This window comes from Vibrio sp. AK197, from assembly GCF_053903115.1.
Window position 1 is genome coordinate 1,074,321 of record NZ_CP096430.1, and the last position, 25,880, is coordinate 1,100,200.

Sequence of the window (25,880 nt, forward strand, 5' to 3'; positions counted from 1 at the left end):
TGTTGAATCAATTGCTATAAAAGGGCTAGGTTTGTCAAAGTGCTGAACAATTGCATTAAAAAGTTGAGTTGTCGTTAGGGTTATTGCGAGCCTAAGTTAATGCGAAAACAGTGCATAGATGTGAATCATTCTCTGTGGGTACCTCAATATGCGCTTGCGCAGTTTACTATTGCTGATCGTCGTTATTCTCTCTCTTCCCTGGGCCGCGGTTGGGGTTACTTCTGCGGCTCAATCGATATACCTTTCCGATGTGAGCTACTTTCGAGAGTCACTTAAAACGCCTTTGTCGATGTTACAAGCCTATGAGCGTTTTGAGCACCAGAAAAACGTGAACACCACGCAGCATCGACTGCTTACGTTTGGTATTAATGATGACGCGATTTGGGTACGGCTTAAGATTAATAATCTCAATCCACACCCTGAGATGCGGCGATTAATTGCTGCGCAAACATGGACCGACTACCTCGACGTGTATCTGATAAGCCCGCAGCAACCAATAGAGCATTGGTATGTGGGTGACCGCCAAGAGGCGGGGCCCCATTTACTGCCTGAAGTCGGCTATGTGTTTAATTTCCACGTGCCACCCGGACAAACAGAGCTGCTGATTCGCGCGCAAAGCAAGGATCCTCTGGTTCTGCCTCTTGAGCTAGAAAGCGTACAACACGCAAGGCAATCTGACGCTATCGACCATGTGATGTCAGGATTGTTGTTTGGAGTGTTGATGACCTTAGTCGGCTACAACATCATACTTTACTTGACGCTAAAGCAATTGGATTCACTGTTTTATAGTTTGTACATCAGCTGCTTTGTGATCTTGAATTTTGCTTATAGTGGTTACGCGTTTGCTTGGGTTTATCCACATTTACCGCTAGTCCAAAATTATTCGATCCTTTTATTCATGGTTCTTCATGGTGTATTTGGGCTTATTTTTGTCTCTCAGTTTTTACAGCTTCCTTCTCGTAGGCCACTATTAGCCAGTATTATTCGCGTTTATAATAGTGTCGGTGTGATTGCGATTGCTGGTTTCATCATGGCACGAATGCAACTTTATAGCGCACTGCTGGCTTTTTGTTTCTTATCGCTCACTTCGATATTGATGATCGTGGTGGGTATTTGGAACTTGGGTAAAGTCAGAGATTCACAATACTTTCTATTGGCGGTGCTGTGCAGCATGATTGGTGTGCTGATTACTGCGATGTCAGTGTGGGGTGTCATTCCGTTTACCTATTATAGCTATCATGCGGCAACGTATGGTGTGGTGTGTGAAGCGGCGATTTTAGCCGTGGTGCTGGCCAATAGATTAAAACGCATTGAACGCGAGCGGATCGCAACCAAGTATTTATCCTCTTATGACCCATTGACTAAGCTGCTCAATCGCCGTGGTTTTGTCGAGAAAAGCAATAAGATTCTTGAGCATAAAGTGTTTGCGACTCAGCCGTTAAGCCTTGCGATCATTGATGTTGATTATTTTAAAGTCATCAATGATACCCACGGGCATCAAATTGGAGATTTAGCCCTGTCGCATCTATCGCAGTTACTTAAACGTCACACTGAAGCGCAAGATGTGGTCGCGCGCTGGGGCGGTGAAGAGTTTGTGGTGCTATTTCCAAACACGGATTTTGCCCAGACTTATACCGACGCGGAGCATTTGCGTGCTGTGATTGAAACCTCACCGCTAATCTTAGATGACAGAAGTGTTTCAATGACGGCAAGTTTCGGCTTAGCGACTCGCGACCCGCATGAAAGCATAGAGTCTTTGTTGGCCCGCGCTGATCAGCATCTGTACGCTGCGAAAAGTCAGGGCCGCAACTGTGTGCAGCCACAGCCCAGTATGCATACAGCGCCACTTATTGATTAATGTTGGGTGAGTGCGACACCATTTCTTCCGTGGTCAATAATGGTACTCGTGTCGACAGCGCGTTCAGCGCAATGTTATGCAGCATTTCATCGACGGTGGTGCAGCACTCTTTGAGAATGGACATTTGATATTTTTCCGCGGTTTTTGAAAGCGCCGTATGAGTAATACAATTCTGCGTCATCATCCCAGCAACAAAGACGCTTTGCACTTCTAATTGAGTGAGCACCGCATCTAACTCTGTTTGCCAAAAACTATCCGCCGAGTGTTTTGTAATAATAACCGAGTCAGGGCTTACCGCTAATAAGCGAGAATGGAGCTTAACGCCTTCACTATTAGCCACAAAAAACGGGGCATGCTCACTTTGTGCGATATGTTGAACCACAATCACCTCCATTGCGTTTTGCTGAGCTGTCTCGATAGCCTGCAGGATATTGTTTAACGTTGCATCGCTATTCCAAAGTGGATAGTTGCCGTTTGGGAAGTAGTCATTTTGAATATCAATGACGATCAGTGCCTGTTTTGTCATATTGTAATCCTCTTGTTTGTTCGCTGCTTAGTATCGAGGGTTGGACGGAAGTTTTTTAGAGGCTAAAATGACATAAAAGAAGCCAAAAACGACAAGGTGGTCAATTTGTCACACGTCATTAACGTCGCGATTGTCAGTTGTAGCAATGCATTAAAGTCAGCGGTTTTTGGCTTAGAAGAGATGTTTTTGTTAGCCAATCGAATGCTCAACGATTTAGGCAACGAAGTGGTTTTTCAGCCAAAAATTATCAGTGAAACCGAGCTGGCGTCTTCTCGGTTTCACGTGATCATATTACCGCCGAGTGTGAATGTACCAAGTGAAGAGCAACAAACGGCGATAGGGTCTTCTCTCAGGCAGCAATATCAATCCGGTGCGATCATTACAGCGGCTTGCGCCGGGGTATTTCTGTTGGCGGCAAGTGGGTTGGCTGGGAATCGCGAAGTAACGACTCATTGGGCGCTAGCGGAGATTTTCAAACGCCAATTCCCAACCACGAAACTCAATACCAACAAGATTGTGATAAACCACCAAGACGTGATGACCGCTGGCGGAATGATGTCGTGGTTGGATTTGGGGTTTGAGATCATTGCCAAGTACACGTCAAGTCAGGTGGTAAGGCAACTGGGGAAGACTTTAGTGGTCGATACTGCGCCCCGCAAGCAAAGCTTTTATCAGCAATTTGTACCCGATAAATCCCATGGAGATGAAGCGATTTTGAATATTCAACAGTATATTAATCTTCGTTATCATGAGCCGTTAGAGGTTAGGGCGCTGGCTCAATATGCCAATATGACGGAACGTACTATGCAGCGCCGGTTTCTTAAAGCAACGGGGTACTCTCCCAATCAGTACCTGCAACGATTGAGAATTCAAAAAGTATGTGAGTTGTTGGAATCCACACAAAGCGCCTTTGAGTCAATTGTGTATCAAGTGGGATATACGGATATTAGCGCTTGCCGAAAAGTGTTTATTAAAGTGATGGGATTAACGCCAAGAGAGTTTCGTCAGCGCTTTAGTGAATGACTGGCTAAAACACTAAAAAGCCACTCTGTTGAGTGGCTTTTTTTAAACTAAGCGATTTTCTGGATTTCAAATTGGTTACTTGGGGTGACAATCTCATCTTGACCAGCAATGGTCATCAGTTCCCAAGAGCCACGTTGCTGCGTGACTTTTAATACGCCATAAACGGCGTTATTGGTGTGCTGAAAGGCCTCCACGGCAGACATCCCTTTCACTAAACACGCAGTGAAGATCGCGCTGATCAAATCACCGACGCCGACAGGGGCACGCTCAAACTCGATCTCCGGTCTTTGCAGCAAGTAACAGCCATTTTCTGTGGCTAAAATCGTGGTGAATACGCCATCTGAGACTGAGTGAAGGTGTTTCACTAATACGACTTTAGGGCCGAGTGTCATGGCTTTTTGGCATGCGGTAATGGCTTGTTCCACGTTGTTGATTTCTATCCCAGTGAACTGGGTTAGCTCAAATTGATTGGGTACGATGACATCGGCAACGGGCATCAGGTTCTCAATTAACTGCTCAGCGACACCATCAGAAACGATACAGCCTTTTTTGGGATCCCCCATGACTGGGTCACAAACATACAAACAAGATGGGCTTTCTACCTTGATTTGGTTAACCGCTTCAGCGACCGCAAGGCATTGCTCTGCACTTCCTTGGTAACCAGAAATCACCGCCTGACAGTGCGCCAATTGATCAATATTCGCTAAGCCTTTAATCAAGGTACGGATATCTTCTGAGTCAAACGCCTTGCCAGTAAAACCTTGGGTGTATTGGGTATGATTAGAAAATTGAACCGTGTGGATCGGCCAAGCTTCAATTCCCATTCTTTGAATAGGAAATACGGCGGAGCTGTTTCCAGCATGTCCGAATACAACGTGACTTTGGATAGATAGAATTCCGTTCATGACTGTCTCTATAGGTAATACGATAAACTGATGATCTAAAGGGCGTAAGGCGCGGCTTGAGGTCACTTAAAATACAGGCAAACGCTAGGGTGTCAAACACTATCTTAAAACACGCAATATGCTTAATGAACATTAAGGGACATAGAAGCGGATGATTGTGGTGTTGCTATGAAAGTCGTCAGCGCGTTGCTCATCCTATTCTAACTTTTTCCTTTGCTATCGTCATGCCACTTCCTCGGATGACATTAAACAACGGCGCTTGAAATATAAATGACACGTTTACTCGATAACGTATGCGTGCGAATAGTGAGAGTCCAAGCGTTAGGGTGCAAAGCAGCGAGTATGACGAAGTATAAAAATCCGTTGGATAGCCGAATTATAAAAATGCTACAAAATCATGGCTTGATTAAAAAAGAGGCGCAGGCCTATCTAAAACAGCATATTTATAAGCTTGAGCCAAATGAGATAGCAAAAATCAAAAACTACTCGACACATTTTGGTCTAAACGCAAAACAAAAATTGGTGGACGAAATCCTAGAACTGCGGCGAGAAGTACTGATTTCTAAACTTAATCACTATGAAGTAAATCACTCATAATTCTGTCATTTTTATATTGTAGCTTGGTGATGAGCAGAAAGTTTGAGGCAAACTATCGCCCCAAATTTCTACTGTCCTTGTACATGTGCATATTCGTTTGCGCCTAATTCATTAGGCGCTTTTTTTATTCAGCCATGTCGCGACATCTAATCAATTCGTTTTTGGCGCAGAGAATGGAGAGTGAGTAGTGTTGTCACTGCCATCACGGCGCCTGTCGCCCACATATTTGAACGAATACCGAGGTGGTCAATGAAGGTTCCACTGAATGACGCGCCAACGATAGCTGCAATTTGCAGGGATGCGGAATACAGCCCGCCAGCACTTTCAGCAGCGTCCGGTAGGGCCCGGGTAATCCATGTTGACCATATAATTGGCAGTACCGCACCAAAAAAGCCCCAACAGGCAATCAAGAGATAAGCCAGCATCGGATAGTGGGGGCCTCCCAGTAAAGCCAGTGCGACGATAACCATGGCGACAGGCATACCAACCATAATCTGCTTGAGCGCGCGCTGCGCTAGCACACCGGCAAATGTCGCGCCCATAAAGCTAGCAATACCAAACAACACCCAAGAGATAGAAATTTGCTCAATGTTAAAGTTCAAGTAGGTTTCCATGTATGGACGCATGTAAATATAGAGCATTTGGTTACCGGTAAAACTGAGCAGCATGGCGATAAACGCAAGCTTAATCCCCGGACGAGCAAGGATTTTACGCATTCCGTTATTATGCGTTTGTCCTTCACTGGCCACTGAGGGCAGGGTTATCCATTGCAGTAGCAGCACCAAGATTGCCATCGCGCCTACGGCGATGAACACGATACGCCAACCAAATTTATCACCCAGAAAGCTGCCGAGTGGCGCGGCGGCGACCAGTGCGAGCGAGACGCCAGAGAAGATAATCGAAAACGCTGACGCGACGCGGTGAGCGGGGACGAGCTTCATGGTCACGGCGGTCAGAATGGCCCAAAAGCCACCAATCGCCACGCCGAGTAAAACTCGCGCAAGTAATAAAAACCAAAAGGACGTCGCCGAGGCGGTGACAAAACACGAGAGGATCAGAAGGCTTGAAAAGCCGAGAATCAGTGTTCGGCGATCACTGTTTTTTAATAGCGAGGGGACAACTAACCCTGAGAACATGGCTAACGCAGCAGTTGTTGAGATCATTTGTCCGGCAACGCCAGTCGATATATTTAACTCCTGAGCCATTTGGGTCAGTAAGCTGACAGGCAAAAGCTCTGCTGAAATCAGTGATGCCACTCCGAGCATCATGGCGAAAATAGCCCACCAATTGGTTTGATTTGCTGACTCAGGCGTTTGTTCTATGGATTGCTCACTGGACACACTCATTGAATAAAAATCACTCCGTTGTGATAGGTTAAAAATATCAACGTAGAGCATTATTCTAATGAGATTTTTGTGGTCTATGTTTGCCTAATATTGCGTGTTGTTTACCCCTTTGTGCTTTTTAAACTTGTGAAGCGTTTAGTGATTGACTGAAAAAGAGGAAGAAAGAGTTTGCGATTGTTCAGTAACACACTGAGAGCTCATGAGCGAGTAAGGCGTCGAAAATGCCTTGGGAATCCCCAAAAAGACTAACGCCAGCAATAAGCACCAATACAGAATCAATAATGAATGCCGAGAAATTACCATAATACCTCCTAGGCGTGTGTAATAGCCCCTTTGCTGTTTAATTTAGGCGTGCCTTTAGCGGATAGAGCGTGATGTAGGTAGCTTGCCGAACAATTTCATACTAACGATTAGCGTAACTAGGTAAGGGGAGGGTAACACGCCGGCTTGGCTGGGGCGGCGTGTTGCTTAACTCTTTATTTGTGCTTCCTAACTAACCATTTGTAGACATCTGAGTTGGCGTAAGCCGTTTCCCATGAGGCATCATGATCGCCGCCTTCAATTTCCGTGTAACGAAGGAGCGCTGTTGAGCCGCCTGAGCGAATAATGGCATCGACCATATCTCGGCTATATTGCACATCGGTCACTGGGTCGGAATCACCAGCAAATACCCAAGTTGGAATTTGATTGATGATTTTGGCTTGAGAGGGATCAGCGCTACCGGCAATGGGTAAGGCAGCAGCGAAAAACATCGGACGCTGCATCATTGCATTCCAAACGCCTTGCCCACCACGAGAGAGCCCAGTGATATAGATTCGTTTTGGGTCGATATGTTGGTTTTGCTCGAGCATGTGGTCGATCAAGTGGAGCAGAGCGGTCATCGAAGGTGTTGAGGGCGTGGATGGAAAGTCGTAAGGCTCAAGCGTTGTCGAAGCCCAGCGCATTGGTTTTGGCGTTTGCGGAGCAAGCACCATAGCGGGTTGAATGGCTTGGTTCTTTGAACTGGCAAAGTATTGAGGACCAAAACCAGTACCTTGATACATTTGCGCTTGATTATCGGTTCCAGCTTCACCGCTACCATGCAGGTGAATAATTAATGGAAGTGCTCCTTTCGAGTCTGGGGTATACAGCTGGTAGGGTAAACTGAAGTTGCCGTCGTCGTAGTGGCCTTGAGTCCAATTGGCGATAGCAAAAGGGGAAGCCAGAACTAGGGTGGCAGACGTGAACAGTAACGGAAAAGTTTTCATAGCTTAACTCTTTGTATTTATTATTAAATGACACGAATTGCAAACCCTAGCATAATGAGTGAAACCCAAGCGAGTTCACGCTCACAACTCACTGGTTTTTGACGGTTTATTGGCACTTAAACATTCTGGTGACGCGGCGCCTAAGGATAAACGCGTTCCGTTTAGTACAATAGTTTCGAAAAAATAAGTGCTTATCCATAAAACTAACTATTTACTGCTATTCTGTTTATTAACGAGAGCTTAATACAGAAGACGAAATGCTGCTGACGCGGAACTTTCCAAAACTCATCTTAATCCTCATTTCTTTTGGCATAGTCATTCTTGTCACCGATTTCCTGACGCAAAAATATCTGTTTTCTAATCAAGTGGAGACGGTGGCGCTCAGCAATGCCGTTAAACGTAGCCAAGAACGTGAAGGAATGCTACTCACTTTCTTTGAGCGCTCAGCCAATACGCTTAATGCGATAAGACAAAGCAATAGCTTTAAACAATTTTTTATCGGCCAACCATCGTCTAAGCAAGCAGTCGAAGGGATGATGTTGGCCATCGCTCGCAGTCAAAATGACATTATGAAAGCGCGTTATATTGACGAAAATGGGCGTGAAGTGGTGCGTATTGAGCGTGAAAATCTGGGAAGACCAGCACAAGTGGTCAATGACGCTCAGCTGCAGGAAAAAGATCATCGTTACTTTTTTTATGAATCAATCAATCGCCCTGCAAACCAAATTTGGTTTTCAGATATTGACTTAAATATGGAACATGGCGCTATCGAGCAGCCGTACAAACCGACGTTTCGCGCTGTGCTACCTCTGAACATTGACGGGCAATTTAAAGGCATATTGATCATCAATTATTTTATGCAGCCTTTGCTCGATACGTTTGCCAACACCTCGCTATACCATATCATTTTGGCGGATATCGCTGGTGAAACCCTCATTCATTATGATTCAGCTCGTAATTGGAGCCGTTTTTCAGGAGGGGAAAAACTGAAGAAAGATTTCGCCGAGTGGGACGCGATAACACAGAAAACTGAGTACAAATCGCAACGCTTTTTTGCTCGTCACCTCGATTTGCCGATGGAACAAAAGCTGATTCTGATTATGTCACTGAACAGTGAATACTTGGCCTATCAAGAAACACTGTTCTCTAGAGGATTAGTGTACGCCACAGGCGTTACTTTATTAATCACCGCACTGTTTGGGTTGGTGTTTGCCCAGATATTGAATAAGTTTTTTGTCAATTATGAAACTCAGTCCGAGTATATCGAAGCACTTACTGGCCTGAACAATCAGATTCATTCGTTGCTTGAAAAAAACTCACTGTATATGGAAATGGCCAGTGATGGGATTCATATATTGAATCAGCAGGGGGACGTCGTGGTATGTAGCCAAGCGTTTGCCGATATGCTTGGCTATAGCCGCGAAGAGGCGCTTAAGCTTAATGTTCGTGATTGGGAAGTCCAGCTTGGCCCAGATGATATTGATATGGCGATGAAGTCATTCACAGAAGAACCGAAAAGCTTTGAAACACAACATCGCCGTAAGGATGGCGTTATCATTGATGTTGAAGTGAATGTGAAGTGGTTTAAAGCTGGGGATGGCGACTTATTCTATGCTTCTTCCCGAGACATTACCCAGCGTAAGGCGATGGAAATCGAGCTGCACAGATTGGCGACCACGGATTTCCTCACTGAGCTACCAACGCGGCGCATTTTCTTTGAGCAACTTGGCATTGAGCTTGAGCGGTATCATCGTTACCGGCACCCTGTCTCGGTGGTGATGCTCGATTTAGACCACTTTAAAACCATTAATGATAGCTACGGACACGGCGTCGGGGATGAAGTGCTGAAACAGCTTGCTCAGGTTTTGTTTCAAGAAATCCGCAAAGTGGACATTGCCGCCCGTATTGGTGGCGAAGAGTTTGCGCTCATACTCACTGGCGCAGATAAAGATAAAGCCATGGTTTGCCTAGAGAGAATTCAGAGCCGTATCGCGCAAAGTCATGTAGCAGTAGGTAACAAGCGTGTTACCTATACCATCAGCCTCGGAATCACTGAAGTTCATGATCAAGACAGCGATGTTGACCAAATTGTTGAGCGGGCAGATAAAGCGCTCTATCAAGCCAAACGACTGGGACGAAACCGTGTTGAAGTCGATCAATCAGAGCGGATTAGCTAAGTCATCATGTTATTACGGACAGATTAATCTTGTTGCATGTGATGCTTTTCAACCAGTGACGCAAAAATGCCGTTGTCTTTAATTATCGCAAGGCCGCGGTTGAAATCTTCGACGAGCTTTCCGTGGTTGGGGTTGTGTTGGCCAAAGGCAACGTGTAATGGATAGCTTTTGTAGGCTGGTTTTAGCAGCTTAGTAGCGTGAGACGGTAATGTTTCTTTGATGGTTTGATAATTATAATTGAACACTTCTTTTGGCGTAATGATCGCATCGAGCCGTTTTGCATACAGCTTGCGAATATTTTGAGCTTCGTTGGTGACTGGCGATACCCGCACTCCATCTTGACGTAAATCTTCGGCAGACAGTGATCCACGGAGTACTCCGACCGTCAGATTGTTTAAGTGATGGATGTCCTGAGAAGATTGCATTGGATGTTCTGCTAAGGTAATCAACATCTCTTTTACTTCCCATACGAGATGAGAAAACGTCAGATACTGTTCGCGTTCTGTGTTTTTATAAATCGCAATCACACCATCGACTTTCCCTTCTTTGGCTTCTTGCAAGGCGCGAAGCCAAGGTCGAAACCGAATCGTCACGTCATACCCCATATGAGAGAACGCTTGGCTTGTGACTTCAGACATAAACCCTAGCTCAGGTAAATGTCGCCCCGTATACGGCGCCCACTCCAGAGTCGAGAGTTCAATCGATGGTTGGTTCGATAGTGCGCGGCTTGGCAGCAGAAGACCCACGACCAGTAACCACAAAAGGCTATGCTGACGAATAGACATAACGTATTGACTCGCTTTGAATTTATTTCACGCTTTATGAGTATAGGTGCGCTTTCAATAACCAGCGAGTCAAACGAGGTGATTAGGCCAGCCGAGCGCCATTGGCTAATGGCTTGTCAACGCTGGCTAATACCACAGAGCCATCGGCTTGGTGTAACCCTGTCACTAAGCATTCCGACATAAAGGGCCCTATCTGCTTGGGTGGGAAGTTGACCACGGCCAATACTTGTTTACCGACCAAGTCTTGAGGGCCATAAAGATCGGTAATTTGGGCACTGGTCTTTTTAATCCCAATTTGAGGGCCAAAGTCGACGTGCAGTTTGTACGCCGGACGCCGAGCTTCGGGAAACGGCTGCGCCTGAACAATCGTTCCTGCACGAATATCGACTTTCTGAAAGTCGCTCCACTGTAATGAATTCATGTTGTGTCCTAAGTAAGTTAAAGGTTGTTATTGTTGGCCGTAGAGCGGATATTGACCTCGTTCAACCGCCTCGTTATGGTAAGTGCTTTTCGCTCTACCAAAAGGGGCTACCAAAAGGAATTCACATTGCGCCCACGTATCACCATTCGTAGCTATCAACCTGTTTCGAAAGGTCATGAACACAATCACCATCAGGTTTTAATCCCTTTGCAAGGGGAAATCGCGCTCACCGTGGCCAAGCGTTATTTTGTCGCCAAATATGGCGACTGTGTGTTGATTCCCGCAGGTTGCCATCATCAGTTTCAAGCTCGCCAAGACTTTCGATTTTTAGTGATTGATAGCCCTGAATTACCGCATCCGTTGCTTGATCACATTGACGCTGCGATCAAACTGGATGCGCCAGCGCTTCATTACATTGCTTATATTGAAACGCAGCTTGGGACGCAAATTGCGCCAACTATCGAGCAAAATATTGTGTCTCTTCTTTTCGCTTTGCTTGAAAACCAAAAGCCGAGTAACAAGCTCGATAATCGCATCGCGAAAGTCCTCTCTGCACTTGAGCAAGAGATTGCCCAATCGCATTCGATAGAACATTTAGCCCGCATTGCTTGTTTAAGTAGCACCCAATTTAAATGGCTATTCAAACAGCAGTTGGCGATGACACCGATGCAATACCTCACCAAAATTCGCATGCAGCAGGCGAAGGTATTGCTGACCAATACGGATTTGCCCATCACACTGGTGGCTGAACGTGTCGGCTATGCAAGTTCGAGCGCATTTACAAGGCGTTTCCTGACGTATTATGGGCAAGCACCAAAACATTACCGCCATCGACAAAACCAGACTATAACCTGAGCTGGACGGTAAAAGTTGACCGAAAAGGCGTACTTATTGCCTGAAAAGACGGAGACTTAGCGCTAGTTAATAACCAATTGCACTTGATAGTAATTATCATTATTATCAGCGACGTTGGTATTTAATGGATAAAAAGGTATGTCGGTGTGCGAGTCTTGAAACACAAAATGCTCCGTTGTTTGGCTGGGATTTCTCTTATGCTTATTTCGCTGATGAGCCAAGCCACTTCTCTGCAGGTCTCGCATGCCATGGGGCAAACAAACCTCGATAAGCCCGCTCAGCGAGTTGTGACTCTGTTTCAAGGGGCGACCGATTCGCTGGTGGCACTGGGGATTCAACCCGTGGGAGTGGTTGACTCTTGGACCGAAAAGCCGACGTATCATTACTTGCGACCTTCACTTGAAGGTGTGACTCACCTCGGGTTAGAAACTCAGCCGAATCTTGAAGATATTGCCGCACTCAAACCTGATGTGATTATCGGCGCTCGCGCTCGACATGAAAAAATCTACGCCCAATTGAAGAAAATTGCGCCAACGGTGATGACAGACAATGTATACGATTTTGAGCAGACGCTGTCTTTAGCGGCAAAAGTGACGGCAACTGAGGCTAAAGCTCAACAGCTTTGGCAAACTTGGCAGCAGAGGGTGGCAGACTTTCGTCAACAGATTAAACACAAAAGCAACGGCTGGCCGCTGTCTGCTTCCATTCTTGATGTTCGTGCTGACCATCTTCGAATTTATTTAAACAACAGCTTTGCGGGCTCGGTATTGGGTTCGATTGGCTTCCAGTTTCCCATTCGTCATAACGACACATGGGGCATGAAAATTAAGACCAAAGAGTCGTTACCTAGCATCAATGCGGACGTCTTTTTCGTGATAAGCCACGGTAATCAGCCGGCGGTGCAACAAAATTATCGAGCTTGGCGCAGCCATCCCCTTTGGCAGGTACTTAAAGCGCCGCGAACCCAACAAGTTTATGAGGTTAACCAAGTCGCTTGGTTACTGTCTGGTGGGATTTTGGGGGCGAACTTAATGCTTGATGAACTCACCGAGATTTATCAGCTGCCGAAAGGTGAGCAATAATGGCTGCGATGCATGCCCAACTTTTTATCCGTTACGGCGTATTGGTGTTATCAGTACTGATTTGTGTTGGCGCCTTTGTTACTAGCCTCGCCTTGGGTCAGTATTCAGTATCATTGCAAGATGTGTGGCTAGCATTTTGGCACCCAGACCCAAGCGCCATAGAGCACGTGATAGTCACCACTATACGCTTATCACGTTCTGTGGTTGCCGTTTCGGTGGGCGCCGCGCTTGCCGTAGCAGGGGTGTTAATGCAAACCTTGACGCGCAATCCATTAGCATCCCCAGCGATTTTTGGTGTCAATGCCGGCGCCGTATTTTTTATCGTCCTCGCGTCGCAGTGGTTTGCGATGAGCGCCATGAGTGACTTAGTGTGGATTGCGTTTTTAGGTGCAGCAGTGGCGGGAGCCTTGGTTTATACCTTGGGTAATATGGGGCGCGACGCTCAATCGCCAGTGCGAATGGTCTTGGCGGGCGCTGCTGTCACGGCGTTATTTATGGCATTTACTCAAGGACTCCTGGTTGTTGGTCAAGAGGGGGTTGATAGTGTTTTATTTTGGGTTGCTGGGTCCGTCTCGGGGCGTGAATTAGACGTTATTACGCCTGTGTTGCCGTACCTTTTGGGAGTGATGCTCGCTGCGCTGTTTTTAGCCCCTCACATGAATATCTTGCTCTCGGGCGATGATGTCGCCACCGGTTTGGGAGTGAACACCACTTTGCTGAAGGCGGCATTAAGTGTGTTGGTGATCATATTGGCCGGCGCTTCCATCAGTATGGCGGGAAATATTGGGTTTATTGGTTTGGTGGTTCCGCATATGGCGCGAGCCGTTGTCGGCAATGATCACAAATGGTTGCTGCTACTTAGCGCGATATGGGGGGCGAGTTTACTCTTGATCGCGGATGTGGCTGGGCGACTGATGATTGCGCCGCAAGAAGTACCGATCGGCGTTATGACCGCGTTAATTGGCACGCCATTTTTTATCTATCTCGCCAGAAAAGGAAAGCGTGATGCCTAAACAATGGATATATCGCAGCCGTTTGGGATCGTTTAGTCTGCCAGTGTCATCACTGCTGATGCTCATGGGATTATTAATCCTCACCGCGCTCATCAGCATGCTGTCGTTATCGGCGGGATCCACTTGGTTGCTGCCGAGTGAAGTGATCAATGCTTTGATGCATTCTTCCTCACAGGCGCAATCGCTGGTGGTGGAAACGCTGCGCTTACCTCGGGTGATTATGGGCCTGATGGTTGGAGCGGGTCTAGGTTGTTCTGGGCTTATATTGCAGTCGGTGATTCGCAATCCGCTGGCTTCACCGGATGTCGTGGGAATTACTTCTGGCGCCTCCGCCGCGGCGGTGTGTTTCTTGAGCTTTTTCCAATTGAGTTTGAGTATGGCCTGGTTGCCGCTGTTTGCTATTATCGGCGCCGTCTTTGCTGCAAGCTTGGTGTATCTTTTGGCTTGGCGTGGCGGCGTGACGCCAATGCGCATGATTTTGGTCGGTATTGGTATCTCAGCAGCGATGAGTGCGGTGACCACTTTTATGTTGGCTACGGGTTCGGTGTCTGGCAGTTTGGCTGCGTACATTTGGCTCACAGGCAGTATTTATGGAGCGAATTGGCAAGATGTTCAAGCCCTGCTGCCATGGCTACTGGTTTCCTTGCCTTGCGCTTTACTGTTTACGCGCAGCATTAACGCGCAGGAACTTGGCGATAACATCGCTACCGGACTGGGGATCTCAATCCAAAAGCTGCGCATGATATTGGTTGCTCTCAGTGTATTACTGGCGGCACCCGTCGTTGCTTACGCGGGTGCAGTTGGGTTTGTTGGGCTTATTGCGCCGCATATTGCGCGGCGTTTAGTTACTCGCGGTTTTGGACTATTGATGCCAGCCAGTGCATTGGTTGGAGGAATTCTGGTTGTACTCGCTGATTTATGCGCTCGTATGTTGTTTCAGCCTTTGGATATTCCTGCTGGGGTCTTTGTTTCTGCCATTGGCGCGCCATTTTTCCTTTATTTACTGTTTCGTCAACGCTTTTAAATATGGTCATCATTAAGGGATATTCATCATGACAACCAAACCTTCGAGCCCACTGGCGACCAAAGAACTGGTGCTGGGATACCAGCAAACGACCATCATTCAGTCTCTGGATTTAAATATCGAACCCAACCAAATTACGGTCTTGGTGGGCGCCAATGGGTGTGGTAAGTCGACGTTATTGAAATCGATGGCAAGGCTGCTGACGCCACTTTCTGGCGATATCTTTCTCAATCAACAAAACTTGCACCAAATCCCAGGTAAACAGGTTGCACGCCAACTGGCGATCTTGCCGCAAGGGCCGATTGCCCCCGAAGGGTTGAGCGTTGAACAGTTGGTTCGTCAAGGGCGCTATCCTCATCAAAGTTGGTTACAAAGTTGGACAGAACATGACGAGCAGTTAGTGCAGCAGGCATTAAAAGCAACCAACATGCTGGCGCTTTCTCATCGCGCTGTAGAAACGTTGTCAGGTGGTCAGCGACAACGCGCTTGGATCGCCATGGCGCTTGCTCAGCAAACCGACGTTTTGCTATTGGATGAGCCTACCACATATCTCGATCTGACCCACCAAATCGAAATTTTAGACTTGCTGTTTGAGCTCAATCGCACCCAGAAGACCACTATTGTCATGGTGCTCCACGATCTTAATTTGGCGTGTCGCTATGCTCATCAAATGGTTGCGGTGAAAGACGGAGAAGTGTTTCGTCAAGGCCCGCCCGAAGAGATTTTAGATGTCGATATGGTCAAAGCAGTATTCGATATGGACTGTCATTTAACGCAAGATCCTTTGTTTGGAACGCCAATGTGCGTACCCAAAGGCAAAGGCCGCAAGCTCAGCCACGTCTAATATGATGCACCAATTCACACGAGACGAATGGCAAAAGCTTTCAACCTTTGGCCTTAAGCCATGGCAAGCGCGTGATGCGCGGTGGTCGACGCATGCTTCGCACCTATTGAATTCGCAACATGCGCTGGAGATTTTAGAATCGATTTGTCCTGAATTAGGGGCGCCGACATTGGCGGTCACCGCATCGCTGGTGATTAAGCGCAGCGCGTTTTTATTGCTCGCGCCGACACTGTATGCAATGTCGGTATTCAATAAAGGCATTAATGGTCATATTGAGAACTGCAGTTTTGAGTATCAACTGCAACACCGGCTTTGGCGCTCCGGCTTACCTATCTTGGAGACGGCGATATTCCCCTTGCAAGGATGTCGCCGCCAATGGCGCGAGGCGCTATTAAAACAGGTGTTTGCTCACCATTTGACGCCATTAGTGACTCACTTTCATCGCTTAACAGGGATTTCCACGCGTATTTTATGGGAAAACGTCGCGGTGAGAGTCTTTAGCATCTATGAGCGGCGCATTTTGCCGGCGGTTGATGGGCATGATCGCGATCAGGCTGAAGCGGATTTCGCGTTTATTGTCGATGCGCACAATCACACTATTTTTGGGCTTGAAGAAAACCCACTGACGCGTTTTTATCGGCCAAAGCGCCAGTACATTGAGCATGCTGAGCCTGTACGCATGCGACGCACATGTTGCTATTATTACCAAGCGACGCAACCTGCCGAGTACTGTTCTACTTGTCCGCTGCTTTTGAAGAAAAATCCGAAAGGCTGACATAAAAAACGCACGGTCATGGCCGTGCGTTTTACGCCTGGTTCCAGTGAACCGATTAGAAGTTGAGGCTATACGCCAAGCTTACCGTGCGTCCGCGACCTTTAAAGTAGAAGTCGTCGTTCTTGTAGGCACTTTGCGAATAGTAAGTGAAGTAATCTTCGTTGAGCAGGTTAGCGATGGAGACGCTTAGCTTACCGACGGGTAATTGATAACCGACTGAAGCGTCAACTAAGGTGTAACCATCAAACTCAAGTTCTTCATCATCAAAGCTTCGGTCAAAGGCATGATTGGCTTGCAACATAGAAGACAGCGTTTCGTTCCATCGCGCTGTCCACGCAACACGTAGACGGTTTGGTGGAATGGAAGCGCCAGACAGTTTGGTATCGACAGAGCCATCACCATCAGTATCCGATTTCCCTTGAATGTATGAGTAGCCGATATCCATTGTGTGGGCAGGATTGATACGCCACGCCAGGGATGTTTCAACACCATGAATCTCTTTCTTCTCGCGCTTAACGGTATACAGCCCATTATTTTCTTCAATGCGGCTGCCTAAATCAGAATTGGATTCATAGTAACTGATTTCAAAATCAACACTTTGGTTATTAAAGCGCAAACCGCCTTCGTAGTTGTCTGTTACAATCGGTGAGAGGTCGATCAGATCATCAACATCTTCGCCTGTGGTGCTCACGCCACGAAGTACGCGACCTACGTCAGGCATGCCAAAACCTTGAGAATAGTTGGCAAACACGCTGACTTCAGGTGTTAAGTGATAAACGGCGCCGGCGTTATACACGGTTTCATCGAAATCCGGTTTTCCACCTTGTACGGTCACGCCATTACGCGCCGCGACGGTTTGGTACGTATCGATATCCAGCACTGCGTGTTCATAACGTACTCCCGCTTGAAGAGAAAGTGATTCAATGGGTGTCAACTCAAGCTGCAGAAACGGCGCGTAGTTATCGTACGTGGTTTCTGGTACATAGCTGCGATTGGTTAAAATCAATTGTTGGCTGGTGGTATCTCGCAATAAATCTAGCCCAGTTGAGACTTTGAGTTTGTCATCAAACAATCCGCTTTTCGACAGCAACAACTTCGCGCCAAACTTCTCGGACTCGTTTTGTGATTGGTCGTAGATGGTGTCCGGTGTGCTAGGGTACTGAAAGCTTGAGGACGTTGTGGCGCCATAGCGACCCGTAAAATCTTGGTAGAAGGTTTGCACGTTGAGCTTCATGCCTGCGAGATCGCGGTCGGTGTACACCAGATTGACAGTTTGAACCTTATTATAGGGGGCTTTTCCCTCAGGAGCCCCTTTGACTGAAGAGGTGGCAATGCCATTGTCTCGGTCACCGCTGACACTCACAAAGTTTTGTTGGCCTTTGAGCTGGTAACGATTGTAAGAGAATTGAAGGTCACGGTCGTCATCAAGCCAGTAACCTAACTTAACAAATGCATCGTAGCTTTTTGAGTCCATAATATCGCCGCGAACGGTCGCCGCACCGATGTAGTCGCCATCAGAGTCAAGGTATACGCCTTGTTGTTCGCCGACGAACCCCACGAGATAATCGAAATCGTCGGTTGCGCCTTGAGCTTGATAGTTGATCTTATACGACATGGTATCGCTGTCGATGTTCTCTGTCGCCGAGGTTGTCTGCAGGCTAATATGTTGCTTTAAAGGTTGGGCGCTGCTGTTGGATTTGGTAATAAAGTTGATGATGCCGCCTGTCGCCCCTAAGCCGTGAATGGCACTGGCACCGTGAATCACCTCAATACGTTCCACCATTGAGAGATCAATGGTATGTGCAGAACGACTGCCTTCACGTAACGGGTTAGATTGAGGCACGCCATCAATCATATAAAGTACCGAGCGACCACGAAATGTTTGGCTGCTGTTATTGAGTTTTTGAGTATTCGGCGAATAGCTTGGCAGCAGGTTGGATAAAACTTGTGAACTATCCGTAGTAAAGGCCAGTTGCTGCTCAATTTGTTCACGAGAAATCACGGTAACAACTTGAGGTGTGTTGGCTTTAATTGAATCGGTTCGGCTTGATGCGATCACGACGATATCGGCATCATCGTCTTCAGCGATGGCAAATGGCGACGCAACAGCACAAGCCAGTGGCGTTAAAATAAATAAACGAGCGGCAGATTTTGAAAGTGACATTAGACTCTCCTTGTAAATTTATGTAAATGATAATGTAAACGATAACTAATATCATCAATAGATTTTAACAAGACGAAACTAAACACTTATAACTAAGAACATTTATGAATACTGGAAGACGAGTGCAAAGCGTATTGATACACCAAGACACCCAGCTTAGGGGGAGAGAAATACTAGGGCTTGGCAGGAGCGAGCAGAATCATCAGCTCTTCGTTGTTTTCGACAAGTGATAGAATAGAACATTCGTCTAACTCACTGAGAAACGCCACTTTCGCTTGTTCGATTTTATTTTTTAGTCGGCAGGCTGAGGTGATGCTACAAAACTCTGGAGAGCAATTAATCAAATTCAGTGGCTCAATGTCGCGCATCAGTTTACCCACATAAATCTGTTCTGCGGGCATTTTAAGTCGTATTCCACCATGACGCCCGCGAATGGTTTCTAAGTAATCAAGCTGAGCCAGTTTGTTGACGATTTTCATCATATGACTGCGTTGAACACCAAGCAACTCAGTAATTTCGCTGATATTGGTCAGCCGTTCATCATTAAGAGAAGCGACATAAATCAGCGTTCGGAGTGCGTAGTCAGTAAAACTTGTCAGTTGCATAATGAAACCTATCGCGCAAAGAACATGAGTGTAATTCATAACGCCATATTAAGGTACAATTTGCCAAATTAAGGTTGTAAAACTATGGCACAGGTTGCGCATATCGTACTGATAACACTCGGCATTTTCATGCTGTTGTTGCAAGGTCAGAGACGCAGAAAGATAAAAAGAGCGCCTTGCTTAACAAGGCGCTAAAAGGCGTGGATAAATGGATTAACGGTAACTGTAAAGGTACTCAGCCATCATTTCTGCGTTGGCCGGAGTGGCGGTTTCAAAGCCGTAATAGTCGCCATAAGTGGGACGAAGCGCATCGGTTGCACGCTTGGCAATTTCATCGTACCAAGTGGGTAGCATAACGGTGTGGGCATTGATCTTATCGGGATCCACACCGTATCCAAACGGTACTTCGCCCATTGCTTTACCAACTGCGGCCTTTAAGTCTGAGATGAATTTCAGGTGAAATGCAAAGTCGGCATGAGACCCAACGTTGCCGTGCCCCCCGTTAAAGTAATCCCAATCGAGGGCATTGGCGGTGTTCAAATTATCGACTAGAAACGTGAAACGCTCTGAGCCAGCAAAGTTCCAAAACGGGGGCTGGTCGGCGTTAAGCAAATCTGGGGCGTGCAAGACCCGTTCATTCACCAACAACCAAGCAGCGTGATCGTCGGTATGAGCGGCGTGTTCAAAGCCGTGAAGCTCAACGTCTAAGTTTTCAAATTTGAACTTGCCATCAGGCCATGGAATGACTTTGGTCGGGCGCGGAAGATGGCTGCCCAGTAGCTGCATTTTTTCGGCAGTCGCTTGCGATGCAATGATCTCAGGAGTTTGGCTTTGTGTGGTTTTTAGCATCTCTAGCAGTGGGCCTGTGGCCGCTAGGTGATCCGCGTGATCGTGTGAATAGACGATGGCAGTGATCGGCTTGTCGGTAACCGAGCGAATCGATTCTAAGATCGGTTCAGCGCGTTGTTCCAGTGGATCAAACAGTAATACACCTTGGTCACCAACATAAAAAATGGTGGCGTAAAACCCTGATTCATACCAGTAAGTCCGGTCAGTCAAACGTTGCAAAACGTAAGGCGTTTTCATATTAAGTTGAAAGAGGTTGGCCACTTTTTCGCCCGGTTGTAGCGCTTTAGTACTTGAGGCTTGGACATAACTTGCGCCAACGGTTGAAGGTGCTTCAGGTATCGCACTGCTGGTGGAAGAACAGGCGGCTAATAAACCAATAGCAAGAGTCGAATAAGCCAAACGATGAAGTTTTAACATAATAATTCCCTTAAAATTTTTTACTTTTTAGTGTGGGTCACTGTATACAGCCAAGGGCGTTTGATAAATTCCACTTCAGTAAATTGATTATTGCGTGAGATGAGATAATGGACCGACTAACTGCGGCAAAAGTGTTTATAGAGATCGCTGAGCAGGGGAGTTTGACCAAAGCTGCGGAGCATTTAAATATGTCGACGGCAATGGTCAGCCGTTATCTTGCGGCGATAGAACAGTGGTTTGGTGCCCGGCTGTTGCATCGCACCACACGTAAGGTGAGTTTGACTGATGCGGGTGTTGCAACGTTACCGGCATGTAAGAAAATGCTATTAGCGGTAGAGGATGCCAAGAACATCGCTATGGAGCGTAGCCAAGAGCCTGTTGGCGTGCTCAGAGTCGCCTCATCAGGATCGTTTGCCGACGCACAACTCACTCAGGCCTTGGTGGAGTTTCAACACCGTTATCCGAAGATAGAGATCATTTTATCGGTAGGGCACAACCATGCTAATTTGGTAAAAGATCGGCTTGATTTAGCGATTAAAATTACCAATACGTTGGATCCAACATTAATTGCTCGGCCACTAGCGATGTGTCATTCGGTATTGTGTGCCTCGCCAGACTATGTTGCGAAGCACGGCAAACCGAGTAGCTTGGATGATCTGCAGAATCACTACTGTATTACCCATGTGGCAGGGAACCATCGGCATTATCGGTTTATTCAGAATCAGAGTTTGGTTGAGGTTCCGGTGAAGGGGTATTTTCAAAGCAATGAAACCGACGCCGTGTGCCGAGCGGTGTTGTGCGGCGCTGGGATAGGCATGCTACCGACTTTTTATATCGGAGAGCAGATTAAACAAGGTAAATTGATTCCTTTGTTAACCCATGAGCAACCGGAGATTTTAGGTATTCACGCGGTGTATTTGTCTCGCGAACATCAGCCTCTGAATTTACGTTTGTTGGTTGATTTTTTGGTCGAGCGCTTTGGCGGTACGGTCTCGCCTTGGGATAGAAAGCTTAATGCTGACTTACGTATCGCCAGTTGAGATAAGCCATGATGCCAGCACCGTCTGCAGGGCTGGCATGCACAGTTAGCCTAAATGAGGCAGAACGTATTGCCCCATTTCTTCAATCACCTCTTGGGCCGGACGGCGAGACGGTTTTAGGTTTAATGCGATGTGGTTTACTCCGAGTTCTTGGTGCGACAGCAAGCGCTCAATAAGCGCATTACGACCAATACGAACCACGTTATAAAATCGTTGGTACGGCGCATCAGGATTCGCATCTAAATCAAAGAAGGTCGCGTAACCATAGTGAGGCGCAGGTTTATCCTCGGCGGCGATGTTCAGCGAGGCAATGATATCGCGTATCGCACTTTCATCATCCACTGACCATATCCAAGCATCAACATTATTGGCTAACCACTCAATCGGCTGGCGAGAGCGACCTACTGCCATAATCGGGATCCGCTTATTCACCGGTTTTGGGTGCAAATCTAAACTGCCTGCAAGCTGACCATAGTGCTTAGAATGAAAGCGTGGAAAGCTTTGTTGGTGCAGAGTATTGATCATCTCCACCGACTCTCGATACATTTCTCCGCGTTTATCAAAGTCTTTGCCAAAGGCTGGGTACTCGACCGGACGATCCCCCGTTGATACGCCAAGCACAAAACGTCCATTGGTCAGCAAATCTACTGACGCCGCTTGTTTGGCAACCGCAATTGGGTCACGCAGAGGTAAAATGGCGCCAGCTGTACCTAGGGTGATCGACTGAGTTACAGCGGAAAGGTATCCAGCATAGACAAATGGGTCGATGATCTGCGCGGCGTCCCCAAAGTTAGGATCATAAAATGGCACATCACGTAGCCAAATACTGGCAAATCCAGCGTCTTCCGCCAGTTTTGCGATATCTTGATGGTGTGCCAAGTTCGGAAAGGGCGTATTTGGGTACGCTTCTAGTGGGGTCAATAGCCCGACACTCAGTTTTTTATCGGCAAAGACGCGTGAAAAGCTTGCCGGCTGAGAAGAAGCATCGTTCATAACCGTGGCTCCTATATTGTAGTGTGGATAAACGTGACGCGATTAGGCTTGCTCTGGCCAAACGACATCTAATTCTGTATAGGCGATTCGCCACTCTCCGTTGACCCGAACGTACTGATCTTCGTAGCGGCCCAACAGCAAAAAGGGATGCTGGTTTGCTTCACGGTCAGTAACGAAGTCCAACAAATAGCAACTGCCCTGCGCTTGGTTTTCTCCGGTGATGGTGATCTCATGGTTGGTCACGGCATGCACAAAAGGAAAGTGCTGACGGCCTTGGCTATCAAAGCTCTGATAAGCATCGGCAAGCCCTTGTTTTATCGCTTCAAGCCCTTTCATTGAACCTACGGTGACTTTGACTTCTGCGTCTTCAGTGAAGACTTCGCCCATACGCTCGGCTTGCCCACCATCGAGTAGTTGGCTATAGCGTAGGCGCAAAGCGCGAATCTCTTCACGGTCTAAGAGTTGATGAATACGTTGATTGATATCAGTCATGTTGAGCCTCGTTGTTTGGCGATTTTTATTGATAGAGGCTATTGTATTGACTTGTTTAAAAATGATAATACAGTTTAAATTCCATTTATTTCATCCTTGGGTTCTATAATGAAAATAATCGAAACGCAATTTTCCGGAGTCGTTGAGTTTGTTGAAACCTTGCGAACCGGCTCATTTACAGCGGCGGGGGAGCGTTTAGGGTTGACGGGCTCTGCTGTTGGTAAAAGTGTCACGCGACTCGAAAAGAAGCTGGGCACCAAGTTATTGCACCGCACAACGCGCAGCTTAACCCCGACTCCAGAAGGTCAACATTTCTTTGATGGCTGGATTGGCATATTGGATGAGATTGAAAGCTTAGAACAAGGCGTGGTGGCCGGGAGCAGCCAGGTGTCTGGGCGAATGAACATTCACTTACCGGCTGCGTTTGGACGTCGACATGTGATGCCGATTTTATCGCGTCTGGCCAAGCAGCATCCTAATCTTGATCTCTCAGTGAGCTTTAGCGAGCGGCGGGTTAACTTAATTGATGAAGGCGTTGATCTCGTGGTCCGTATTGGCACGTTAGAAGATGACGCAGATTTGGTGGCCCGCTGTCTAGGCCGCCAGCGACTTGTCGTGTGTGCCAGCCCAGATTATCTAGCCGCGAAAGGCATTCCAAAGCAGCCTGCTGAGCTTACCGAACATGATTGTATTATTGGTAGCCGCCGCAGCTCTCAACCTGCTTGGTTATTTCGCAATGCTAATGGTGATGTTTTTTCTCAAGTGATTCGAGCTCGTTATGATTACAGTGATGGTGATGCCATGGTCAACGCTGCTTTAGATGGGATTGGGATTTCTCAGTTGCCAACTTGGCTGGTGCATCAACATCTTTCAAGTGGTGCGTTAGTTGCGGTGCTTGAAGAGTACGCCGGTGCCGAAATGCCGATTCATGCTGTATGGCCGCGTTCGCGGTATTTAAAACCGCGTCAACGTTTAGTGATTGATGCACTGCTTGAGGATGCTCGCAGGCCGACGTCCGTCTACTCCATGTAGCCTCATCATCCCTCATTTTTGCATAAGCTAACGCCGTTTGGCGTTAGCTCGTTCTTTTAGCCGGTTTTATTTTTTAATTTACTTATATTTCAATGGATTAATTTGGTAAATCGGTTTCTTTATTTTGAATTTTCTGTTGATTTGATAAATTTGAAAGCCAAGACAAAAATGGTATGAATTTTAGTTAACTAATTGAATTATTTGGTTATTTGTATTTTTCTGTTTGTTCATTTCACTCCTGTTCTTTCGTGTTAATCATTCGCCTTATCAATAAATTGTTTGTGATTATCTTCACGGATTCATTTTTAACCGCTTTAAGGGAAACCGATTTCCCTTTAGTTTAAATACCGAAAGGAGCTCCTACCTGAAATAACAATAAAACATGATTAGGATACCGACGTGGACTACCAACATTTTGCCAAAACCTTGCTGCCTCTCGTGGGCGGAAAACAAAATATTAACGCGTTAACGCATTGTGCTACACGGCTGCGCTTTACGTTAAACGATCATTCCAAAGCGAATAAACCTGCGCTTAAAGACCTAGAGGGCATCCTAAGCGTGGTTGAAAGCGGTGGCCAATTTCAGGTCATCATTGGTAATCAGGTTTCGTATGTGCATGAAGCGTTGCAAGCGTTGTTGAATGAGCAACAGACCGAACCGCTCGACTCCGGCGATGAGACTCCGACGGCGTCGAAGGACAAACCAAATGTTTCCGTGGTGGGGCAGGTGTTTGAATTTATTTCTGGCAGTTTGTCACCCTTGATTGGTGCACTAGCCGGTGCCGGAATGCTAAAAGCATTGTTGTCTATCTTAGCGATGCTGCATTGGCTAGAAAAAACGGATTCTACCTACTTAATTCTTTCGGCGGCAGCCAATGCGGTGTTTTATTTCCTACCTATTTTGCTTGGAATCACGGCCGCAACCAAATTGGGAGCGAATGGTTTTGTCGGGGGCACTATAGGCGCTGCATTGTTAGAACCTAACTTTACGGGGCTGATTGACAAACCTGCGGACTTTTTGGGTTTACCTGTTCTGGCTATCAATTATTCCTCCAGCGTGTTTCCGATCTTCTTTGCTGTTGCTGTATTGGCTTTGGTCGAAAAAGGCATGAAAAAAGTGTGTCCCAAAGACATTCAAATGTTCATGGTCCCGATGGTGAGTTTGTTGGTGGTCGTGCCCATTACGATGTTAATTTTTGGTCCATTCGGCGTGTATTTAGGTAACTGGATTGCTGACGGTTTGAACTGGTTGATTGCACATAGCAGTATTCTTACCGGTGCTGTGGTGGGTGGTTCGATGATGTTCTTGGTTTTATTTGGACTGCACTGGGGCATTGTTCCCATCATCATCGCCAATATTGGCTTAGGCGGCGACCCGATAGCCGCAATGTGGGCGCCTTGTACTTTTGCACAAATCGGCGTGGCAACAGCGCTATGGGTGCGCAGTAAAGATAAAAATATCAAAGCCATTGCTGGGCCGGCGGCAATGTCAGGTTTCCTCGCGGGGGTCACCGAACCCATTATTTACGGTTTGATTATGCGCTTTCGAAAAACGATTCCTGTGGTTGTCATTGCTGGTGCGATTGGTGGTGCGTTTGAAGCAACATTTAACGTCAAAATGGTTGGCTTTGCCTTTCATAGTTTACCGGGCATTCCACTGTTTGAGCCTATCCCGACTTACGTCGTTGGCATCGTTATCGGTTTTGGGTTGGCGTTTGTTGGGACATTTTTGATGTATCGGGATAGTTCGGTGGCATCCACACCACAAACCACAAATGTGACCTCATAATTCACTGATATCAAGCTGGTAA

General features: G+C 46.9%; 24 protein-coding genes. 13 read left to right on the top strand and 11 right to left on the bottom strand.

Annotated elements, in window-relative coordinates; all coding sequences use genetic code 11:
• Positions 1 to 148 precede the first annotated feature (148 nt).
• Positions 149 to 1,858 (top strand): diguanylate cyclase, encoded by a 1,710-nt coding sequence (locus M1D72_RS12285; RefSeq protein WP_456297040.1) that lies wholly within the window; start codon positions 149 to 151, stop codon positions 1,856 to 1,858.
• On the opposite strand, the gene M1D72_RS12290 is transcribed toward M1D72_RS12285, so the two are convergent.
• Complete coding sequence (locus M1D72_RS12290) at positions 1,848 to 2,384, bottom strand: cysteine hydrolase family protein (protein ID WP_456297041.1); 537 nt, start codon at positions 2,382 to 2,384, stop codon at positions 1,848 to 1,850. The genes M1D72_RS12285 and M1D72_RS12290 overlap by 11 nt on opposite strands.
• 105 nt (positions 2,385 to 2,489) lie before the next feature.
• Between M1D72_RS12290 and M1D72_RS12295 the strand changes: the two genes are divergently transcribed.
• Entirely contained in the window at positions 2,490 to 3,407 is a 918-nt protein-coding gene (locus M1D72_RS12295; protein ID WP_456297042.1) for a GlxA family transcriptional regulator, read from the top strand.
• Positions 3,408 to 3,454: 47 nt separating this feature from the next.
• On the opposite strand, the gene pdxY is transcribed toward M1D72_RS12295, so the two are convergent.
• Complete coding sequence (pdxY, locus tag M1D72_RS12300; RefSeq protein WP_456297043.1) at positions 3,455 to 4,312, bottom strand: pyridoxal kinase PdxY; 858 nt, start codon at positions 4,310 to 4,312, stop codon at positions 3,455 to 3,457.
• 342 nt (positions 4,313 to 4,654) lie between these two features.
• Between pdxY and M1D72_RS12305 the strand changes: the two genes are divergently transcribed.
• Positions 4,655 to 4,909 (top strand): hypothetical protein, encoded by a 255-nt coding sequence (locus tag M1D72_RS12305; protein WP_456297044.1) that lies wholly within the window; start codon positions 4,655 to 4,657, stop codon positions 4,907 to 4,909.
• 146 nt (positions 4,910 to 5,055) lie between these two features.
• On the opposite strand, the gene M1D72_RS12310 is transcribed toward M1D72_RS12305, so the two are convergent.
• Positions 5,056 to 6,255 carry an MFS transporter gene (locus M1D72_RS12310; RefSeq protein ID WP_456297045.1) on the bottom strand — a complete coding sequence of 400 codons (1,200 nt, stop codon included), beginning with the start codon at positions 6,253 to 6,255 and terminating at the stop codon, positions 5,056 to 5,058.
• 476 nt (positions 6,256 to 6,731) lie between these two features.
• Positions 6,732 to 7,502, bottom strand: coding sequence for a carboxylesterase family protein (locus M1D72_RS12315; RefSeq protein WP_456297046.1), 771 nt, complete (start codon positions 7,500 to 7,502; stop codon positions 6,732 to 6,734).
• 257 nt (positions 7,503 to 7,759) lie between these two features.
• Between M1D72_RS12315 and M1D72_RS12320 the strand changes: the two genes are divergently transcribed.
• The gene (locus tag M1D72_RS12320) at positions 7,760 to 9,679 is read left to right on the top strand and encodes a sensor domain-containing diguanylate cyclase (protein ID WP_456297047.1); all 1,920 of its coding nucleotides are present in this window, start codon (positions 7,760 to 7,762) and stop codon (positions 9,677 to 9,679) included.
• A 23-nt stretch (positions 9,680 to 9,702) separates the two neighbouring features.
• On the opposite strand, the gene M1D72_RS12325 is transcribed toward M1D72_RS12320, so the two are convergent.
• Both M1D72_RS12325 and M1D72_RS12330 read right to left on the bottom strand, forming a co-directional pair.
• Positions 9,703 to 10,464, bottom strand: coding sequence for a substrate-binding periplasmic protein (locus M1D72_RS12325; protein ID WP_456297048.1), 762 nt, complete (start codon positions 10,462 to 10,464; stop codon positions 9,703 to 9,705).
• An 82-nt stretch (positions 10,465 to 10,546) separates the two neighbouring features.
• Complete coding sequence (locus M1D72_RS12330; RefSeq protein WP_456297049.1) at positions 10,547 to 10,885, bottom strand: tRNA-binding protein; 339 nt, start codon at positions 10,883 to 10,885, stop codon at positions 10,547 to 10,549.
• A gap of 126 nt (positions 10,886 to 11,011) precedes the next feature.
• Between M1D72_RS12330 and M1D72_RS12335 the strand changes: the two genes are divergently transcribed.
• The 6 genes from M1D72_RS12335 to M1D72_RS12360 all read left to right on the top strand — a co-directional run bounded on the left by M1D72_RS12335 (position 11,012) and on the right by M1D72_RS12360 (position 16,478).
• Entirely contained in the window at positions 11,012 to 11,740 is a 729-nt protein-coding gene (locus M1D72_RS12335; protein ID WP_456297050.1) for a helix-turn-helix domain-containing protein, read from the top strand.
• 197 nt (positions 11,741 to 11,937) lie between these two features.
• Entirely contained in the window at positions 11,938 to 12,822 is an 885-nt protein-coding gene (locus M1D72_RS12340) for an ABC transporter substrate-binding protein (RefSeq protein ID WP_456297051.1), read from the top strand.
• Entirely contained in the window at positions 12,822 to 13,835 is a 1,014-nt protein-coding gene (locus M1D72_RS12345) for a FecCD family ABC transporter permease (RefSeq protein ID WP_456297052.1), read from the top strand. The genes M1D72_RS12340 and M1D72_RS12345 overlap by 1 nt, the downstream gene beginning before the upstream one ends.
• A complete protein-coding gene (locus M1D72_RS12350; RefSeq protein ID WP_456297053.1) occupies positions 13,828 to 14,859 on the top strand; it encodes a FecCD family ABC transporter permease in 1,032 nt (343 codons plus the stop codon). Before M1D72_RS12345 ends, M1D72_RS12350 begins: the two co-directional genes overlap by 8 nt.
• Before the next feature lie 28 nt (positions 14,860 to 14,887).
• Positions 14,888 to 15,703 carry an ABC transporter ATP-binding protein gene (locus M1D72_RS12355; RefSeq protein WP_456297054.1) on the top strand — a complete coding sequence of 272 codons (816 nt, stop codon included), beginning with the start codon at positions 14,888 to 14,890 and terminating at the stop codon, positions 15,701 to 15,703.
• Between the two features lies 1 nt (position 15,704).
• Positions 15,705 to 16,478 (top strand): IucA/IucC family C-terminal-domain containing protein, encoded by a 774-nt coding sequence (locus tag M1D72_RS12360; protein ID WP_456297055.1) that lies wholly within the window; start codon positions 15,705 to 15,707, stop codon positions 16,476 to 16,478.
• 55 nt (positions 16,479 to 16,533) lie between these two features.
• Here M1D72_RS12360 and M1D72_RS12365 read toward each other — a convergent pair whose 3' ends face one another.
• From M1D72_RS12365 to M1D72_RS12375, 3 genes are all read right to left on the bottom strand, one after another.
• The gene (locus tag M1D72_RS12365; protein ID WP_456297056.1) at positions 16,534 to 18,642 is read right to left on the bottom strand and encodes a TonB-dependent receptor; all 2,109 of its coding nucleotides are present in this window, start codon (positions 18,640 to 18,642) and stop codon (positions 16,534 to 16,536) included.
• Between the two features lie 173 nt (positions 18,643 to 18,815).
• Entirely contained in the window at positions 18,816 to 19,247 is a 432-nt protein-coding gene (nsrR, locus tag M1D72_RS12370) for a nitric oxide-sensing transcriptional repressor NsrR (protein ID WP_390190624.1), read from the bottom strand.
• Between the two features lie 213 nt (positions 19,248 to 19,460).
• Positions 19,461 to 20,513, bottom strand: coding sequence for an MBL fold metallo-hydrolase (locus tag M1D72_RS12375; RefSeq protein ID WP_456297057.1), 1,053 nt, complete (start codon positions 20,511 to 20,513; stop codon positions 19,461 to 19,463).
• 107 nt (positions 20,514 to 20,620) lie between these two features.
• On the opposite strand from M1D72_RS12375, the gene M1D72_RS12380 reads away from it, so the two are divergent.
• The gene (locus tag M1D72_RS12380) at positions 20,621 to 21,553 is read left to right on the top strand and encodes a LysR family transcriptional regulator (protein WP_456297058.1); all 933 of its coding nucleotides are present in this window, start codon (positions 20,621 to 20,623) and stop codon (positions 21,551 to 21,553) included.
• A 45-nt stretch (positions 21,554 to 21,598) separates the two neighbouring features.
• Here M1D72_RS12380 and M1D72_RS12385 read toward each other — a convergent pair whose 3' ends face one another.
• The gene (locus M1D72_RS12385; protein WP_456297059.1) at positions 21,599 to 22,546 is read right to left on the bottom strand and encodes an LLM class oxidoreductase; all 948 of its coding nucleotides are present in this window, start codon (positions 22,544 to 22,546) and stop codon (positions 21,599 to 21,601) included.
• 42 nt (positions 22,547 to 22,588) lie between these two features.
• On the bottom strand, positions 22,589 to 23,038 hold the full coding sequence (locus M1D72_RS12390; RefSeq protein ID WP_456297060.1) for a nuclear transport factor 2 family protein: 450 nt from the start codon (positions 23,036 to 23,038) through the stop codon (positions 22,589 to 22,591).
• Positions 23,039 to 23,146: 108 nt separating this feature from the next.
• Here M1D72_RS12390 and M1D72_RS12395 point away from each other — a divergent pair, with 108 nt between their 5' ends.
• On the top strand, positions 23,147 to 24,070 hold the full coding sequence (locus tag M1D72_RS12395) for a LysR family transcriptional regulator (protein ID WP_456297061.1): 924 nt from the start codon (positions 23,147 to 23,149) through the stop codon (positions 24,068 to 24,070).
• Positions 24,071 to 24,469: 399 nt separating this feature from the next.
• Positions 24,470 to 25,858, top strand: a complete 1,389-nt coding sequence (locus M1D72_RS12400) for a PTS transporter subunit EIIC (protein ID WP_456297062.1) — start codon at positions 24,470 to 24,472, stop codon at positions 25,856 to 25,858.
• The last annotated feature ends 22 nt before the right edge of the window (positions 25,859 to 25,880 follow it).

Bases quoted from the DNA above. Each gene is read 5' to 3' on its own strand.
- M1D72_RS12285 (WP_456297040.1), top strand. From the start codon at position 149: ATGCGCTTGCGCAGTTTACTATTGCTGATCGTCGTTATTCTCTCTCTT.
- M1D72_RS12290 (WP_456297041.1), bottom strand. From the start codon at position 2,384: ATGACAAAACAGGCACTGATCGTCATTGATATTCAAAATGACTACTTC.
- pdxY (WP_456297043.1), bottom strand. From the start codon at position 4,312: ATGAACGGAATTCTATCTATCCAAAGTCACGTTGTATTCGGACATGCT.
- M1D72_RS12305 (WP_456297044.1), top strand. From the start codon at position 4,655: ATGACGAAGTATAAAAATCCGTTGGATAGCCGAATTATAAAAATGCTA.
- M1D72_RS12310 (WP_456297045.1), bottom strand. From the start codon at position 6,255: ATGAGTGTGTCCAGTGAGCAATCCATAGAACAAACGCCTGAGTCAGCA.
- M1D72_RS12315 (WP_456297046.1), bottom strand. From the start codon at position 7,502: ATGAAAACTTTTCCGTTACTGTTCACGTCTGCCACCCTAGTTCTGGCT.
- M1D72_RS12320 (WP_456297047.1), top strand. From the start codon at position 7,760: ATGCTGCTGACGCGGAACTTTCCAAAACTCATCTTAATCCTCATTTCT.
- M1D72_RS12325 (WP_456297048.1), bottom strand. From the start codon at position 10,464: ATGTCTATTCGTCAGCATAGCCTTTTGTGGTTACTGGTCGTGGGTCTT.
- M1D72_RS12330 (WP_456297049.1), bottom strand. From the start codon at position 10,885: ATGAATTCATTACAGTGGAGCGACTTTCAGAAAGTCGATATTCGTGCA.
- M1D72_RS12340 (WP_456297051.1), top strand. From the start codon at position 11,938: ATGCTTATTTCGCTGATGAGCCAAGCCACTTCTCTGCAGGTCTCGCAT.
- M1D72_RS12345 (WP_456297052.1), top strand. From the start codon at position 12,822: ATGGCTGCGATGCATGCCCAACTTTTTATCCGTTACGGCGTATTGGTG.
- M1D72_RS12350 (WP_456297053.1), top strand. From the start codon at position 13,828: ATGCCTAAACAATGGATATATCGCAGCCGTTTGGGATCGTTTAGTCTG.
- M1D72_RS12355 (WP_456297054.1), top strand. From the start codon at position 14,888: ATGACAACCAAACCTTCGAGCCCACTGGCGACCAAAGAACTGGTGCTG.
- M1D72_RS12360 (WP_456297055.1), top strand. From the start codon at position 15,705: ATGATGCACCAATTCACACGAGACGAATGGCAAAAGCTTTCAACCTTT.
- M1D72_RS12365 (WP_456297056.1), bottom strand. From the start codon at position 18,642: ATGTCACTTTCAAAATCTGCCGCTCGTTTATTTATTTTAACGCCACTG.
- nsrR (WP_390190624.1), bottom strand. From the start codon at position 19,247: ATGCAACTGACAAGTTTTACTGACTACGCACTCCGAACGCTGATTTAT.
- M1D72_RS12375 (WP_456297057.1), bottom strand. From the start codon at position 20,513: ATGTTAAAACTTCATCGTTTGGCTTATTCGACTCTTGCTATTGGTTTA.
- M1D72_RS12380 (WP_456297058.1), top strand. From the start codon at position 20,621: ATGGACCGACTAACTGCGGCAAAAGTGTTTATAGAGATCGCTGAGCAG.
- M1D72_RS12385 (WP_456297059.1), bottom strand. From the start codon at position 22,546: ATGAACGATGCTTCTTCTCAGCCGGCAAGCTTTTCACGCGTCTTTGCC.
- M1D72_RS12390 (WP_456297060.1), bottom strand. From the start codon at position 23,038: ATGACTGATATCAATCAACGTATTCATCAACTCTTAGACCGTGAAGAG.
- M1D72_RS12395 (WP_456297061.1), top strand. From the start codon at position 23,147: ATGAAAATAATCGAAACGCAATTTTCCGGAGTCGTTGAGTTTGTTGAA.